General features: G+C 66.9%; 15 protein-coding genes. 9 read left to right on the plus strand and 6 right to left on the minus strand.

The annotated features are described in order from the left end of the window. Window positions 1-5: 5 nt before the first annotated feature. From malQ to ACLIJ1_RS13515, 8 genes are all read left to right on the plus strand, one after another. Window positions 6-1517, plus strand: coding sequence for a 4-alpha-glucanotransferase (gene malQ / locus ACLIJ1_RS13480; RefSeq protein WP_411366051.1), 1512 nt, complete (start codon window positions 6-8; stop codon window positions 1515-1517). A 30-nt stretch (window positions 1518-1547) separates the two neighbouring features. Next, entirely contained in the window at window positions 1548-2807 is a 1260-nt protein-coding gene (glgC, locus tag ACLIJ1_RS13485; RefSeq protein ID WP_411366052.1) for a glucose-1-phosphate adenylyltransferase, read from the plus strand. Next, window positions 2804-4333, plus strand: a complete 1530-nt coding sequence (gene glgA / locus ACLIJ1_RS13490) for a glycogen synthase GlgA (protein WP_411366053.1) — start codon at window positions 2804-2806, stop codon at window positions 4331-4333. Before glgC ends, glgA begins: the two co-directional genes overlap by 4 nt. Window positions 4334-4365: 32 nt before the next feature. Further along, entirely contained in the window at window positions 4366-6846 is a 2481-nt protein-coding gene (locus ACLIJ1_RS13495; RefSeq protein ID WP_411366054.1) for a glycogen/starch/alpha-glucan phosphorylase, read from the plus strand. A 132-nt stretch (window positions 6847-6978) separates the two neighbouring features. Beyond that, window positions 6979-8469 carry a sensor histidine kinase gene (locus ACLIJ1_RS13500; protein WP_411366055.1) on the plus strand — a complete coding sequence of 497 codons (1491 nt, stop codon included), beginning with the start codon at window positions 6979-6981 and terminating at the stop codon, window positions 8467-8469. Between the two features lie 10 nt (window positions 8470-8479). Continuing rightward, a complete protein-coding gene (locus tag ACLIJ1_RS13505) occupies window positions 8480-9109 on the plus strand; it encodes a response regulator transcription factor (RefSeq protein WP_411366056.1) in 630 nt (209 codons plus the stop codon). Between the two features lie 135 nt (window positions 9110-9244). Further along, entirely contained in the window at window positions 9245-9736 is a 492-nt protein-coding gene (locus ACLIJ1_RS13510) for a GlcG/HbpS family heme-binding protein (protein ID WP_411366057.1), read from the plus strand. Further along, a complete protein-coding gene (locus ACLIJ1_RS13515) occupies window positions 9733-10422 on the plus strand; it encodes an ankyrin repeat domain-containing protein (protein ID WP_411366058.1) in 690 nt (229 codons plus the stop codon). Before ACLIJ1_RS13510 ends, ACLIJ1_RS13515 begins: the two co-directional genes overlap by 4 nt. A gap of 127 nt (window positions 10423-10549) precedes the next feature. On the opposite strand, the gene tyrS is transcribed toward ACLIJ1_RS13515, so the two are convergent. Beyond that, window positions 10550-11788 (minus strand): tyrosine--tRNA ligase, encoded by a 1239-nt coding sequence (gene tyrS / locus ACLIJ1_RS13520; RefSeq protein ID WP_411366059.1) that lies wholly within the window; start codon window positions 11786-11788, stop codon window positions 10550-10552. 150 nt (window positions 11789-11938) lie between these two features. On the opposite strand from tyrS, the gene ACLIJ1_RS13525 reads away from it, so the two are divergent. Then, on the plus strand, window positions 11939-13303 hold the full coding sequence (locus ACLIJ1_RS13525) for a peptidoglycan DD-metalloendopeptidase family protein (protein WP_411366060.1): 1365 nt from the start codon (window positions 11939-11941) through the stop codon (window positions 13301-13303). Window positions 13304-13386: 83 nt separating this feature from the next. On the opposite strand, the gene erpA is transcribed toward ACLIJ1_RS13525, so the two are convergent. The 5 genes from erpA to rplM all read right to left on the minus strand — a co-directional run bounded on the left by erpA (window position 13387) and on the right by rplM (window position 15902). Beyond that, a complete protein-coding gene (erpA, locus tag ACLIJ1_RS13530; RefSeq protein ID WP_411366061.1) occupies window positions 13387-13752 on the minus strand; it encodes an iron-sulfur cluster insertion protein ErpA in 366 nt (121 codons plus the stop codon). 90 nt (window positions 13753-13842) lie between these two features. Next, window positions 13843-14241 carry a bactofilin family protein gene (locus ACLIJ1_RS13535; RefSeq protein ID WP_411366062.1) on the minus strand — a complete coding sequence of 133 codons (399 nt, stop codon included), beginning with the start codon at window positions 14239-14241 and terminating at the stop codon, window positions 13843-13845. Between the two features lie 23 nt (window positions 14242-14264). Beyond that, a complete protein-coding gene (locus ACLIJ1_RS13540) occupies window positions 14265-14972 on the minus strand; it encodes a DUF6776 family protein (protein WP_411366063.1) in 708 nt (235 codons plus the stop codon). A gap of 93 nt (window positions 14973-15065) precedes the next feature. Beyond that, the gene (gene rpsI, locus ACLIJ1_RS13545) at window positions 15066-15458 is read right to left on the minus strand and encodes a 30S ribosomal protein S9 (RefSeq protein ID WP_411366064.1); all 393 of its coding nucleotides are present in this window, start codon (window positions 15456-15458) and stop codon (window positions 15066-15068) included. 12 nt (window positions 15459-15470) lie between these two features. Next, on the minus strand, window positions 15471-15902 hold the full coding sequence (gene rplM / locus ACLIJ1_RS13550) for a 50S ribosomal protein L13 (protein ID WP_411366065.1): 432 nt from the start codon (window positions 15900-15902) through the stop codon (window positions 15471-15473). Window positions 15903-15904 lie beyond the last annotated feature (2 nt).

Below are 15904 nucleotides of genomic sequence, written 5' to 3' on the forward strand. Positions count from 1 at the left end.
GCCCCATGAACGCCTCCGTCCACCCCCTTCTCGCGCGCCGCACCAGCGGCGTGCTGCTGCACATCACCAGCCTGCCCGGCCCCCATGGCTGCGGCGACCTCGGCCCCGCCGCGCGCCACTTCGTCGACTGGCTCGCCGCCGCCGGCCAGACCCTATGGCAGGTGCTGCCGCTCTCGCCCGCCGGTCCCGGCAACTCGCCGTACCAGAGCGTGTCGGCCTTCGCCGGCAACCCGCTGATGGTCGATCTCGACGACCTGGTGCAGCAGGGCTGGCTGCCCTGGACGCCCCGCCAGGGCTTCGACCACCACCGCAGCGACTTCGAGCGCGTCGCGCCCTGGCGCATGGCTTGCCTGCGCAAGGCCTGGAACGGCTTTTCCGAACGCGCCAGCGACGAATGCCGCGCCGCGCTGGCCGAGTTCTGCGCCGAGCATGCGCACTGGCTCGACGACTACGCGCTGTTCATGGTGCTCGACGAGCGCTACGGCGGCCCCTGGTCACGCTGGCCCGAGGGCCTGGCCCGGCGCGACGCCGCCGCGCTGGACGAGGTGCGGGCGCAGTCGGCCCACGGCCTGGGTTTCTGGCGCTTCGTGCAGTGGCGGTTCTGGGTGCAGTGGCAGGCGGTGCGCGACTACGCACGCCACCACGGCGTGCAGATCGTCGGCGACGCGCCGATCTTCGTGGCGCACCACAGTGCCGACGTCTGGGCCCACGCCGACGAATTTCTGCTTGACGAACGCCTGGAGCCACACGTGGTCGCCGGCGTGCCGCCCGACTACTTCAGCGCCACCGGCCAGCGCTGGGGCAACCCGCTCTACAACTGGGACACCATGGCCCACCGCGACTTCCGTTGGTGGAAAGACCGGCTGGCGCACCAGTTCAGGCAGGTCGACATCGTGCGGCTGGACCACTTCCGCGGCTTCGAGGCGCACTGGGAAATTCCGGCCAGCGAACCAACCGCCATTGCCGGCCAGTGGCAACCCGGCCCCGGCCTGCGTCTGTTCGAGGCCATCAGCGCCGAGCTGGGGCCGCTGCCCATCATTGCCGAGGACCTGGGCCTGATCACGCCCGAGGTCACCGCGCTGCGCGAGGCCTGCGGCTTTCCGGGCATGCGCATCCTGCAGTTCGCCTTCGGCAGCGGGCCCAAGAACCCTTACCTGCCGCACAACCTGGAGCGCCACGCCGTGGCCTACACCGGTACCCACGACAACGAGACCACCATCGGCTGGTGGGCCAGCGCGCAGACCGGCGAGAAGGCCGCGGCGCGCGACTACCTCGGCCCCTGCATCGACACCGAGCCGCACTGGACCCTGGTCCGCGCGACCTCGCAGTCGGTCGTCAACACCGTGATCATTCCGTTCCAGGATGTGCTGGGTCTGGACACCCGCCACCGCATGAACACCCCCGGCATGGCCACTGGCTGCTGGGAGTGGCGCTTCGAATGGAGCCAGGTGAACCACGAGCCGGCCCTGCGGCTGGCTGCCATGACCCGCGCCCACGGCCGATGGCCGGAACACTGACCACTTTCCCCCCAAAGACAGGAGACACGCATGGACAAGCACTCCCCCCAATACCTGGCCAAGCGCACCATCGGGCTGGTGCTCGCCGGCGGGCGCGGCTCGCGGCTGAAGGCCCTGACCGACCGCCGCACCAAGCCGGCGGTGTACTTCGGCGGCAAGTTCCGCATCATCGATTTCGCGCTGTCCAACTGCCTGAACTCCGGCGTGCGTCGCATCGGCGTGCTGACGCAATACAAGTCGCACTCGCTGCTGCGCCACCTGCAGCGCGGCTGGAGCTTCCTGCGCAACGAGTTCAACGAGTTCATTGACCTGCTGCCGGCGCAGCAGCGCATGGACGATGAGAGCTGGTACCTGGGCACGGCCGACGCGGTCTACCAGAACCTGGACATCCTGCGTGCGCACAACCCCGAGTACATCCTGATCCTGGCCGGCGACCACATCTACAAGATGGACTACGCCGAGCTGATCGCCGACCACGTGGCGCAGGGCAAGAAGTGCACCGTTGCCTGCATCGAGGTGCCGATCGAAGAGGCCAGCGCGTTCGGCGTGATGGCGATCGACGGCGAACGCAAGATCACGCATTTCCTGGAGAAGCCCGAGAACCCGCCCGCCATGCCCGGCAAGCCGGGCGTCTCGCTGGCCAGCATGGGCATCTACGTGTTCGACGCGCAGCACCTGTTCGCCGCGCTGGAAAAAGACGCCGCCACGCCCGGCTCCAGCCGCGACTTCGGCAAGGACGTGATCCCCGCCATGGTGGCCGAGGGCCAGGCCGTGGCACACCCGTTCGGCATGTCCTGCGTCAAGAGTTCGCCCGAAGCGCCCGCCTACTGGCGCGACGTCGGGACGGTGGAGGCCTACTGGGCCGCCAACCTGGACCTGACCAACACCCTGCCCGAGCTGGACATGTACGACCGCGACTGGCCAATCTGGACCTACCAGGAACAGCTGCCGCCGGCCAAGTTCGTGTTCAACGACGACGGCCGCCGCGGCAGCGCGGTCGACTCGCTGGTTTCGGGCGGCTGCATCATTTCGGGCGGCTCGGTGAACCGCTCGGTGCTGTTCTCGAAGGTGCACATCCATTCCTACGCCGAGGTTGAAGAAGCGGTGCTCCTGCCCGAGGTCGACGTCGGCCGCGGCTGCAAGCTGCGCAAGGTGGTGGTCGACAACGGCTGCGTGATTCCGCCGGGCATGCAGATCGGCTTCGACGCCGCCGAAGACGCACGCCGCTTCTACCGCTCCGAAGGCGGTGTGGTGCTGGTCACGAAAGCCATGCTCGAAAACCTGTCATGAACCTGCGCGTCCTCTACGTCTGCTCCGAGGTTTTTCCGCTGCTCAAGACCGGCGGGCTGGCCGACGTGAGCGCGGGCCTGCCGCCGGCGCTGGCGAAGCAGGGCGCCGACGTGCGTCTGCTGTTGCCGGCGTTCCCGGCGATCGTTGCAGGCGTCACGCCCGAAGGCCCGAGCCTGCTGGTGCCCGCGGGCGGCAGCATGGGACTGCCCGCCGGGCTGGGGCCGCATCCCGGCACGACTCCCGGCCCGACGCCCTGGCTGCAACGCGGGCGCATCGAAGCCACCGGCCAGCCGGTGATGCTGCTGCACGCACCCGGTCTGCTCGACCGGCCGGGCAACCCGTACCACGACGCCAAGGGCCACCCATGGCCCGACAGCGCCGAGCAGTTCGCCTGGCTGGGCTGGGCCGCGGCGCTGCTGGGCACCGGACTGGACAGCGGCTGGGTCCCCGACGTGGTGCATGGCCACGACTGGCACACCGGTCTCGCCTTTGCCTACCTCGACCGCCTCGCGGCAGCCGGCCAACGCCGCCCCGCGACTGTCTTCACCATCCACAACCTGGCCTACCAGGGCGTGTTCGATGTCTCGACGCGCGACCGCCTCGGCTTGCCCGACCCGCTGTTCCGCATCCAGGGTCTGGAGTTCCACGGCCACGTCTCGTTCATGAAGGCCGGACTGCACTATGCCGACGCCATCACCACCGTCAGCCCGACCTACGCGCGCGAGATCACCGGCGTCGAACAAGGCTGCGGGCTCGACGGCGTGCTGCGAGAGCGGCGCGACCGGCTGCACGGCATCCTCAACGGCGTCGACGACGCGGTCTGGGACCCGGCGAACGACGCTCTGGTGAAGCCCGGCTTCAGCGCCGACGACCTGCGCGGCAAAGCCGCCGCCAAGGCGCGGCTGCAGCAACGCCTGGGTCTCAAGGCCGATCCCGACGCGCTGCTGTTCTGCGTGGTTAGCCGGCTGACCGAGCAGAAAGGCCTGCACCTGCTGCCCGGCGTGATCGACGAGCTGGTGGCCCGCGGCGGCCAGCTGGCCGTGCTCGGTGCGGGCGACGCGCTGATCGAACAGGCGCTGCAGCACGCCGCCCAGCGCCACCCTGGCGCGGTCGGCCTGCACATCGGCTACGACGAAGCGCTCGCACACACCGTGATCGCCGGCAGCGACGTGATCCTGGTGCCCTCGCGCTTCGAGCCCTGCGGCCTGACCCAGCTCTACGGCCTGCGCTACGGCACGCTGCCGCTGGTGCGCGCCGTCGGCGGCCTGGTCGACACCGTCACCGACAGCAGCCTCGAACACCTGGACGACGGCAGCGCCAGCGGCTTCGTGTTCCACGACCTCAGCGAAGCGGCCCTGCTGTCGGCGCTGCGCCGCGCCTTTGCGCTGCGCCGCCGCGAGGCCGACTGGCACGCGGTCCAGCGCCACGCGATGTCGCTGCGCTTTGACTGGGCGCGCGCCGCCACCGACACCCTGCGGGTCTACGCCCTGGCCCGCGCCGACGCCACTGGCACAGCTTCTGCTTAAGCCATCTCTCCCACTGCTTTTCCCGCACCCACATGCCCAACACCCCCTTGACGCCCACCGTTGGTACCGCCACCGCACCGTTTGAGTACGACCACCTGGAAAACAGCGTCGCGGCGCTGCGCAAGTCGATCGCCAACCGGCTGGTCTACGCCGTCGGCAAGGACCTGCGCTCCGCCACCCGCCGCGACTGGCTGTTCGCCCTATTCCACGCGGTGCGCGACCGCACCATGCACCGCTGGCGCGAAACCCTGGCCGTCTCGCAGGACAGCGACGCCAAGCGCGTCTACTACCTCTCGATGGAGTTCCTGACCGGCCGGGCGCTGACCAACGCGCTGCTGGCGGTCGGCATCTACGACGACGCCAAGGAAGCCTGCACCCAGCTGGGCGCCGACTTCGATGCGCTGATCGATCTGGAGACCGACGCCGGCCTGGGCAACGGTGGTCTGGGGCGGCTCGCAGCCTGCTTCCTCGACTCGATGGCCACCGTCGGTCTGCCCGGCATGGGCTACGGCATCCGCTACGACTTCGGCATGTTCGCGCAGCGCATCGTCGATGGCCGCCAGGTCGAAGAACCCGACTACTGGCTGGTCAACGGCAATCCCTGGGAATTCATGCGCCCCGAGTTCAGCTACCCGGTGCAGTTCGGCGGCCGGCTGGTGCAGGAGGGTGAGCATGTGCGCTGGGTCGACACCGACGACGTGATCGCCACCGCCTACGACAGCGGCGTGCCGGGCCATGAACTCAGCAGCGTCTCCACGCTGCGGCTGTGGACCGCGCGTGCCACCAGCGGCATCAACCTCGACGCCTTCAACAAGGGCGACTACATGCGCGCCGTCGAGGCCAAGAACGAGTCGGAAAACGTCTCGCGCGTGCTGTACCCCGACGACTCCACCGAACACGGCAAGGAACTGCGCCTGCGCCAGGAGTACTTCTTCGTCAGCGCCTCGCTGCAGGACATCCTGCGCCGCTACCTCAAGACCCACGGCAGCTTCGACCAGCTGGCCGACAAGGTAGCGATCCACCTCAACGACACCCACCCGGCGCTGGCCGTGCCCGAGCTGATGCGCCTGCTGGTGGACGAGCACCACCTGGAGTGGGACGCCGCCTGGGACCTGTGCCAGCGCATCTTCAGCTACACCAACCACACGCTGATGAGCGAGGCGCTGGAAACCTGGCCGGTGGAGATGATGGGCCGGCTGCTGCCGCGCCACCTGCGCATCATCTATGACCTCAACGCGCGTTTCCTGGCCGAAGTGCATGACCGCTTTCCCAATGAAAACGACCTGCTGCGCCGCATCTCCCTGATCGATGAAAGCGGGCAGCGCCGCGTGCGCATGGCCTACCTCTCGGTGCTGGCCAGCCACAAAGTCAACGGCGTCTCGGCGCTGCACAGCAACCTGATGGTCGAGACCATCTTTGCCGACTTCGCCCGCCTGTGGCCCGAGCGCTTCAACAACAAGACCAACGGCATCACGCCGCGCCGCTGGCTCTCGCAGGCCAACCGGCCGCTGTCGGCGCTGATTGACGCGCGCATCGGCACCACCTGGCGCCGGCACCTCGACGAACTGGCGCAGCTGCGCCCGCTGGCCGAAGACGCCGAGTTCCAGAGCGCCTTCCGCCTGGCCAAGACGCAGAACAAGAAGCGCCTGGCCGAGCGCATCGCCAAGGAAACCGGCATCGTCGTCAACACCGACAGCCTGTTCGACGTGCAGATCAAGCGCATGCACGAGTACAAGCGCCAGCTGCTCAACGTGCTGCACGTGGTCACGCGCTACCAGCAGATCCTCGCGCGCCCCAACCACAACTGGGTGCCGCGTACGGTGATCTTCGGCGGCAAGGCGGCCTCTGCCTACTACATGGCCAAGCTGGTGATCAAGCTGATCAACGACGTGGCGCGGGTGGTGAACAACGACAAGCGTGTGGGCGACAAGCTCAAGGTGGTGTTCCTGCCGAACTACCGCGTGTCGCTGGCCGAGGTGATCATCCCGGCGGCCGACCTTTCAGAGCAGATCTCCACCGCCGGCACCGAAGCCTCGGGCACCGGCAACATGAAGTTCGCGCTCAACGGTGCGCTGACCATCGGCACCTGGGACGGCGCCAACATCGAGATCGCCGAGAACGTCGGGCTGGAGAACATCTTCATCTTCGGCAACCGCACCGAACAGGTCGCGGCCCTGCGCGCCAGCGGCTACAACCCGCGCCGCTACTACGACCACAACTACGACCTCAAGACCGCGATCGACCGCATCGCCGAGGGCGCCTTCAGCCCCGAGCAGCCCAACCGCTTCCACGACATCACCCGCACCCTGCTGGAGTCGGACTACTACCTGCTGCTGGCCGACTACGCCGACTACATCGCGACGCAACAGAAGGTCGACGAGCTGTACCGCCGCCCGAACGAGTGGGCGCGCCAGGCGATCCTGAACGTTGCCGGCATGGGAGCGTTTTCGTCGGACCGCACGATCCGCGAATACGCCGACGACATCTGGAAGGTGAAACCGCTGTTTCAGTAGCCCCCACGCTCCGCCGCTGCGCGGGTCGCTGCCCCCCGAGGGGGCTGGGCCTGCCTTGGGGCGGCCCGGCGGCTGGCCCGCTGGAGCCCCCACGCTCCGCCGCTGCGCGGGTCGCGTGACAGAATCCGTAGCATGCGTAACACGCGGTCGGGTCTTTGGTGGTGGGTCGGCGGGACGGTGGTCTCGTTGGCGGGCGCCGTCCTGCTCGCCCGCCAGTCCATCGACGAGCAGCGCGCGCTGTTCGAGACCGACGCCCGCATCGTCCACCGCCTGCTGAGCCAGCAGGTGGTGCAGCACGATGCGATCCTCGACACCCTCGCCCTGCTGCAACCCGGGCCGGAAAGTGCCGGCGCCACCCCGCCGGAGCAGCGCCTGCCCGCGCTCTACCCTCACATCCTGTCGGTGCAGCGGCGCGACCGCGGCACCGCCTGGCCCGAGGCCGCGTTGACCGACGCCGAAGCGCGCTCCCGGAAGAGCCGGCGCGCCGCGCTGGCCGGCCTCGATCTCGCTTCGGGACGCTACCGGCTGGTCTTGGCGGCCGAGCCCGCGTCCTACGCGCTGACCATCGACCTCAAGGGCATGGTGCCCTGGAGCGAATGGCCGATGAAGCCCGACACCAGCCCGGTGCAGGTGCGGCTGGAACACGAGGGCCAGCAGTTCGATTTGCAAGCCGGCGACGCCAGCGCGCTGGCGGCCGCTGGCGGCTCGATGTTCGAGTTCCACAAGCACCTCGCGGCCGCAAGCCAGCCTTTCGATGTGGTGGCCCGTCAGCGCATGGGCTGGTCGCGTCTGCCCTGGGGCCTGATGCTGGGATGGAGCGCCGCGGTGGCCGGCGTGCTGGCCCTGCTGGCGCAATGGCAACGGCAGCGCACCGCACGCCGCCGTGCCGAAGAGCTGCTGCGGCTGGGCCAGGTCGCGCGCCTGAACACGCTGGGAGAACTCGCGGCCGGCATGGCGCACGAACTGAATCAGCCGCTGACGGCGGTGCTGGCCAACACACAGGCCGCGCAACGCCTGCTGGCCGACAATCCGCCCGAACTCGACACCGCCCGCCAGGCCATGGCCCAGGCCGCCGCACAGGCGCGCCGCGCCGCCGATGTGGTGGGGCGCCTGCGCACCGCGGTTGAACGGCCGAAACACCAGAGCGGCGTCGAGGCCACGGATGGTGTGGTGGACCTCGCCGAAGCACTCGGCCGGGCGCTGCACCTGCTTGAACCCGAATACCGCCGGCGCGGCGTGACCCCGACGCTGCAGGCGCCGGAAGCGGTGCTGGTCACCGCCGACCCGGTGGCCGTGGACCAGATCGTGCACAACCTGCTGATGAACGCCTTGCAGGCGATGGAAGCAGTAGAACCGCCGCAGCGCGCACTGACGCTGTCGGTTGGCACCACCGGCGGCGACGGCGAACTGTCCGTCGCCGACCGCGGCCCCGGCATCGCGCCCGAGGCGCTGCCTCGCCTGTTCGAACCCTTTTTCTCGACCCGCGAAGGTGGCCTGGGCCTTGGCCTGCCACTGTGCGAGACGCTGGCGCAAGGCATGGGCGGCTCGCTCAGCGCCGCCAACCGGCCCGACGGCGGTGCGGTGTTCACGCTGCGCCTGCCGCGGTCGAAGGGCGCAACATGAGGGTCGTCCAGTGAGCCCCACCCTCTCGCCCACCATCCACCTGATCGACGACGACGCGGCCGTGCGCGAAAGCCTGGCGCTGCTGATCGGTACGGTCGGCCTGCGCGTGATCCCCTGGGCCGAGCCGCAGGCCTTTCTTGACGGCTTCGACCGTGAGGCCATCGGTGCCATCGTGCTGGATGTGCGCATGCCCGGCATCAGTGGCCTGACGGTGCTAGACACCCTGGTCGCGCAGGGCGTGGACCAGCCGGTGATCATGCTCACCGGCCACGGCACGGTGGACATGTGCCGCCGCGCGTTCAAGGCCGGTGCCGCCGAGTTCCTGGAAAAGCCGGTCAACGACGAGCTGCTGATCGAAGCGCTGCAGAACGCGGTGCGCCAGCACGTGCGTTCGCGCGAGCGCCACCAGGCCGACAGGGAAGCGCGCGAACGCTACGCGCAACTCTCCGAGCGCGAGCACGAGGTGCTGGGCCTGATCGTCGCGGGCCTGACCAACAAGGAAATCGGCCGCGCGCTGGACCTCTCACCGCGCACGGTCGAGACCCACCGCGCCAACCTGTTCGCCAAGCTGCAGGCTGAGTCGCTGGCGCAGCTGATCCGGCGCTACGCGGCCCTGGTCGACGAACACGACGCTGGCTGAGTCGGCCCCCCGGTTTCCAGCCACTCCGTAGTTCTACGGAGCCCCGCGCGTAACCGTCCGAATGGTGCAAGCCGACGCGAATTTCTACAGTTCTCCCACGGTTGATCGAACCGCCAACACCCGAAGGAGAACCCCATGAAAGCCATCGTTTCCGCCTCTGCCATCGCCCTGTCCCTGATCGCCAGCGCCGCCAGCGCGCAGGCCGTGCGCACCGAAAAGAACATGTCGCTCGAACTGGCCAACCAGATCGCCGCCGCCACCGTCGCCGCCTGCAGCGCCAGCAACTACAACGTGACCGTCGCCGTGGTGGACCGCGCCGGCACCCTGCGCGCCCTGCAGCGCGCCGACAACGCCGGCCCGCACACCGTGGGCGCCGCACAGGGCAAGGCCTTCACCTCGGCCTCGGCCAAGGCCCCGACCACCGCGATGCTGGAGAACGTTCAGAAGAACCCTGGCGCTGCGACTCTGGTCGACATTCCCGGTTTCCTGATTCTGGGCGGCGGCGTGCCGGTCAAGGTCGGCAACGAAGTGATCGGCGCTGTCGGCGTGGGCGGTGCACCTGGCGGCCACCTGGACGAGCAGTGCGCGAACGCCGGCATCGCCAAGGTCGCGGACCTGCTGAAATGAACGCGCTCAGGGTCCTTGCGCTGGCCCTGCCGCTGGCACTCGGCGGCGTCATCGCCCAGGCCCAGGTCGCGCCCAGCGCGGCCGAGGCCGCCGCCTATACCGGCCTGCACATGGCCGCGCACAAAGGCGACGTGGCCAAGATCCAGCGGTTGGTCGCGTCGGGCGCGGCGCTGAACACGACGGACGGCTACGGCCGCACGCCGTTGCATGTGGCGGCGTTCGCGCGGCAACGGGAAGCGATCCGCGCGCTGGCGAAGGCTGGCGCCGACCTGGACCGGCTGGAGAACGACCGCTACGACGGGGTCACGATTTCAGCGGTGGCGGACGACGAAGAGACGCTGAAAGTGCTGTTGCAGCTGGGCGCGAGCGCGAAGCAGACCACCAGCCGTTACGACGGGACAGCCCTCATCGCTGCGGCGCATCTGGGGCACGACGGTGTGGTGCGGCAGCTGATCGCGGCTGGTGCTCCGCTGGACCATGTGAACAACCTGCACTGGACTGCCGTGATCGAGTCGATCGTGCTCGGGGATGGTGGGGCGCGGCATCAGGCGACGCTGAAGGCATTGATCGATGCGGGGGCCAATCTGCAGTTGGCGGACCGAAGTGGTCAGACGCCTTTGGCGCTGGCGAAGGCTCGTGGCTATTCAACAATGGTGTCAATGCTGGAAAAGGCTGGGGCTCGGTAAGCCTCTCGCTCTCCAGCATTGCCTCAAGGATCGAGCGCCAGCGCGGACCGGCGCAGCCGGTCCGGGGGACACGAACGGAACAGAGCGCGCTGGCGCCCCGATCCCGCACACACACAGGCGCGAAAAATCAGGACAGCGTGACCCGAGCAAACTTCCGCTTGCCCACCTGCACGACATAAACCCCGGCGCCCAGCTTCAACCCCTTGTCGCTGACCACCGAAGAATCGATGCGCACACCGCCGCCGTCGATGAGCCGGTTACCTTCCCCGTTGGACGCCACCAGGCCGGCTGCGTTGAGCAGTGCAGCCACACCCATGGGCGCACCCGACAGCGAGACTTCGGGAATCTCATCCGGCACGCCGCCCTTGCTGCGGTTGATGAAATCCTGCTCTGCCGCATCGGCCGCGGCCACGCTGTGGAAACGTGCGGTGATCTCCTTGGCCAGCATCACCTTCGCGTCCTTCGGGTTGCGGCCGCCTTCGACTTCCTTCTTCAGCGCCTCGATCTCGGCCATCGACCTGAACGAAAGCAGCGTATACCAGCGCCACATCAGCGTGTCCGAAATCGACAGCACCTTGGCGAACATGGTGTTGGGCTCTTCGGCGATGCCGATGTAATTGTTCTTGGACTTGGACATCTTCTCGACGCCGTCCAGGCCTTCGAGCAGCGGCATGGTCAGGATGCACTGCGGCTCCTGGCCGTATTCCTGCTGCAGGTGGCGCCCCATCAGCAGGTTGAACTTCTGGTCCGTGCCACCCAGCTCCAGGTCGGCCTTGAGTGCCACCGAGTCGTAGCCCTGCATCAGCGGATACAGGAACTCGTGCACGCTGATCGGCGTGCCGGCTTTGAACCGGTCGTGGAAATCGTTGCGCTCCATCATGCGCGCCACCGTGTACTTGGCGGCCAGCTGGATCATGCCCATCGAGCCCAGCGGTAGCGACCACTCACTGTTGTACCGGATCTCGGTTTTCGCGGGGTCCAGCACCAGGCTGGCCTGCTTGTAGTAGGTCTCTGCGTTGGCCTTGATCTGTTCTGACGTCAGTGGCGGGCGGGTGGTGTTTCGGCCCGAAGGGTCGCCGATCAGGCTGGTGAAGTCGCCGATCAGGAAGATCACCTGGTGCCCCAGGTCCTGCAGCTGGCGCATCTTGTTGAGCACCACTGTGTGGCCGATGTGGATGTCCGGCGCGGTCGGATCCAGGCCCAGCTTGATCCGCAGAGGCACACCCGTCTGTTCCGATTTCGTGAGTTTCTTCACCCAGTCGTCTTGCGGAATCAACTCGTCGCAGCCCCGCAGCGTGACAGCCAGCGCCTCACGCACACCGTCCGTCGGAGACACACCTGAAACATCGGTATCGCTGTGATTCATAAGGGTTTTTTCAGAGGCGCCAGCCCCCGGTGGAGGCTATACTTTTGGGTTTGGTGAGCCCCGGATTCTAGTGGGCCGCCCTCCTGCCCACCAATGCAGGCGCTTGCAGGCGCCATCGCATCCAACGCCTCGCAGGCCCGGAATCCGATTTTGAAGTTTTCTTCCCGCCAGAACCCGCTGCCCACCCTGGCCCGGTCGTCCGGTCGCTCACTGCTCGAAAGCCTTTCCCGCCACCCGCGCCGTGTGATGGCGGGCGTGGGTGCGCTGCTGCTGGGCACCGGCGTGACCGCCTTCGGCATTGCCCCACTGGCACCTGATGCCTCCCTGCTGCCCGTGCAGCAGGTGGTGGAAGAGCTGTCGATCTCTCCGCTGACCGACGCCGGCATGCCCCTGAACACGGGCATGACCCTGTACCGCAGCGACACCATCCGCCGCGACGACACACCCCAGAGCCTGCTGCAACGCCTTGGCGTACGCGACTCCGAAGCGCAGGCGCTGATGCGCAACGACGCTGCCGTGCGCCAGCTGTTCGAAGGCCGCGCCGGCAAGCTGGTGACGGTCGAAGCCAACGCCGAGCAACAGCTGCTGAAGCTGTCAGCCCGCTGGCTGCCCGACGACGAACGCATGTTCCAGCGGCTCGTGATCGAACGCGGCGCCCAGGGCCTGCAATCGCGGATTGAGTCTGCAGAACTGACGGTCACGCCACGCCTGGCCAGCGGTGTCATCCGCTCCTCGCTGTTTGCCGCCACCGACGCAGCCGACCTGCCCGATGCCGTGGCCGTGCAGCTGGCCGAAATGTTCTCCGGCGACATCGATTTCCGCCGCGACCTGCGCGAAGGCGACCGTTTTGCCGTGGTGTACGAGAGCCTGGAAGCCGATGGCGAACCGATGCGTGCCGGTCGGGTGCTGAGCGCCGAGTTCGTCAACAACGGCCATGCACACCAGGCGGTGTGGTTCGAGGAGCCCGGACTCAAGGGCGCCTTCTACGGCTTCGACGGCTCCAGCTCGCGCAAGTCGTTCCTGGCCTCGCCGCTGGAGTTCTCCCGCGTGAGCAGCGGCTACGGCATGCGCTTCCATCCGATCTCCGGTCAACAGAAGGCCCACCTGGGTGTGGACTACGCTGCTCCGACTGGCACGCCGGTGCGCACCATCGGCGACGGCGTGGTCAGCTTTGCCGGCTGGCAAAACGGCTACGGCAACATCATCGAGATCCAGCACAAGGACAACCAGCTGACCAAGTTCGCCCACCTCAGCCGCATCGACGTCCGCACCGGACAGAAGGTGGCGCAAGGCGAATTCATTGGTGCTGTCGGCTCCACCGGCGCGTCGACCGGTCCGCACCTGCACTTTGAGTTCCGGGTCAAGGGCGAGCCGCTGGACCCGCTGGAAGTGGCCCGCCACAGCGAGAACATTCCGGTCAATCAGGCAGCCCGCGCCCGCTTCGATGCGGTGGCCAAGCTCATGCGCCAGCAGCTCGACGCCGCGGCCACCGTGCAGCAGGCCAAGGCGGAATAAGAACGGCTCACCCCCGTCGTCAAGCGGCCAACAAAAAAGGAGCGCCTCGCGCTCCTTTTTTCATTCCCGGATCGATGTCCTGATCAGACGCTGAAGCTCGAACCGCAACCACAGGTGGTGGAGGCGTTGGGGTTCTTGATCACGAACTGGGCACCTTCAAGGTCTTCCTTGTAGTCAATTTCGGCGCCGACCAAGTACTGGTAGCTCATCGCATCAATCAGCAGCGACACGCCGTTCTTGGTCATCTGTGTGTCGTCCTCATTGACGATCTCGTCGAAGGTGAAGCCGTACTGGAAACCGGAGCAGCCACCACCCTGCACGAATACGCGCAGCTTCAGGTCAGGGTTGCCCTCTTCGGCCACCAGTTCGGCCACCTTGGAGGCGGCGCTGTCGGTGAAGATCAGCGGGGCGGGCATTTCGGTCTGGATGTTCTCGGCAACGGCGCTCATGGTGTTCCTCGTTACGGCGGTTCGGTCAACGTGCGAGCCAACTCACACAGACAATTCCCGAATGCTATAGCAAATCAGTCGGGATTGTGCTCAGGCGTTGTTTGCCGCCAGTTTCAGTGTGGGTTTGTCTTCGGCACCGCCGGTCATGGGCTTGAGCTGGCCGGAGATGGTGGCGCCCTGGTGCATTTCGAGTGCCTTGTAGGACACGTCGCCTTCGATGCGCGCCTTGGGCTGCAACTCCAGCAGGTCGAACGCCAGCACCGGGCCCTTGACGGTGCCGTTGATGATCACGTGGTCGGCGTGGATCTGCCCGGTCACGCTGGCGGTCTCGCTGATCACCAGGATGCTCGACTGGTCTTCGCTGGCCCGGATGTCACCGACCACATCACCGTCCACGCGCAGGCCGTCGTGGAACACCACGTTGCCGTCGATGCGGGTGCCCTGGGCGATCAGGCTCTTGATGGGGGGCTGCTTTTTCTTGTTGAACATGGAGACTCCTGCAACGACGGCGGTCAGAGTTTGATGGTGTGCAGGACCTTCACGGCCCCACCCTGGATGATTTTGGCGGTCACGGTTTTTACCACGGCCTGCGCTGGCACGTCCACCAGTCCCTCCTGGCGAAGATAGCCCTTGATCAGCACTGGCTGGGGTGCTGGCGATTGCAGCGCGGTCCAGGGTTTGCCGTCGAGCGTTCCGGTGAAGCTGACCTCCAGCTGGCCCTTGAATTCGGGCGCGTTCTTCTCCGCCTGGATCATGAGCACCTGCCACTTCAGCTGTGTCTCACCGACCTTTTCAATCTGCAGGCCGCGGATGCTCAACGCGTCGCTGCCGGTGCCAGGAATCAGCCGCTCAAAGAACCCCAGGTCGGTGCGCAGCGTCTGGTTGTCGGTCTGCAACTGCTTGATCTGCAGCGACAGCTGTTCCTGCGCGGCCTTTTCCGCCGTGAGCAGGCTTTCGGAGGTATTGGCGATCGACTGCGCCCGTCCCAGGTCTGCGCGCAGCTGCTGCACTTCACTGCGCAAGGTTTCCAGTTCCTGCTTGGCGTTGCGGTCCAGGCCAGCAATGTCCTTGCCGAACTCAAACGCCCAGAGGGCCAGCGCTCCCGAAAAGCCCAGCACAACCGCGGCCAGCAACCAGCGAAGCGGCCAGGGTGTGTGGCTGCGGATCGCCATGCGCGGGGCGCTGACGGTCATTCTTCGGCGCAACAGGCGCAACCTCATCGGACAGTTCCTCTTCGCAAGTGAAGGCCCACAGAAAACAAAAACCGCCCCAAGACAAGCCTGAAGGCGGTTTTTGCGGCAGTGAACAGCGAATTAACGCTTGCTGAACTGCTTGGCGCGGCGTGCAGAACGCAGACCGACCTTCTTACGTTCGACTTCGCGGGCGTCACGGGTCACGTAACCGGCCTGCGACAGACCCGACTTCAGGGTCGCGTCGTAGTCGATCAGGGCGCGGGTGATGCCGTGGCGGACAGCGCCGGCCTGGCCGGATTCACCGCCGCCGTGCACGTTCACCTGGATGTCGAAGGTCTCGGCATGGTTCGTCAGCAGCAGGGGCTGCTTGGCGATCATGATGGAAGTCTCGCGGCCGAAGTAGGCTTGGATGTCCTTGCCATTGACCGTGATCTTGCCGGTGCCTTTTTTCAGAAACACGCGGGCGACGCTGGATTTGCGACGGCCGGTTCCATTGTTCCATTCACCAATCATCTCAAGGCTCCTTTAGATGTCCAGCACTTGCGGCTGTTGGGCGGTGTGCGGGTGCTCGGCGCCGCCGTACACCTTGAGCTTCTTGATCATGGCGTAGCCCAGAGGACCCTTGGGCAGCATGCCCTTGACGGCCTTCTCGAGCGCGCGGCCGGGGTGCTTGGCCTGCATGTCGCGGAAGTTGGTGGCATAGATGCCGCCCGGGTAACCCGAGTGACGGTAGTACACCTTGTCGGTGGACTTGGTACCGGTCACGCGAATCTTGGATGCGTTGATGATGACGATGAAGTCACCGGTATCGACGTGAGGCGTGTAGATGGCCTTGTGCTTGCCGCGCAGACGGAGGGCCACTTCACTGGCGACCCGTCCGAGAACCTTGTCGGTTGCGTCAATCACAAACCACTCGTGCTTCACGTCAGCGGGTTTGGCGCTGAACGTTTTGGTCATGA

The sequence above is a fragment of the Hydrogenophaga sp. RWCD_12 genome, assembly GCF_046604225.1.
Lineage (GTDB): Bacteria > Pseudomonadota > Gammaproteobacteria > Burkholderiales > Burkholderiaceae_C > Hydrogenophaga.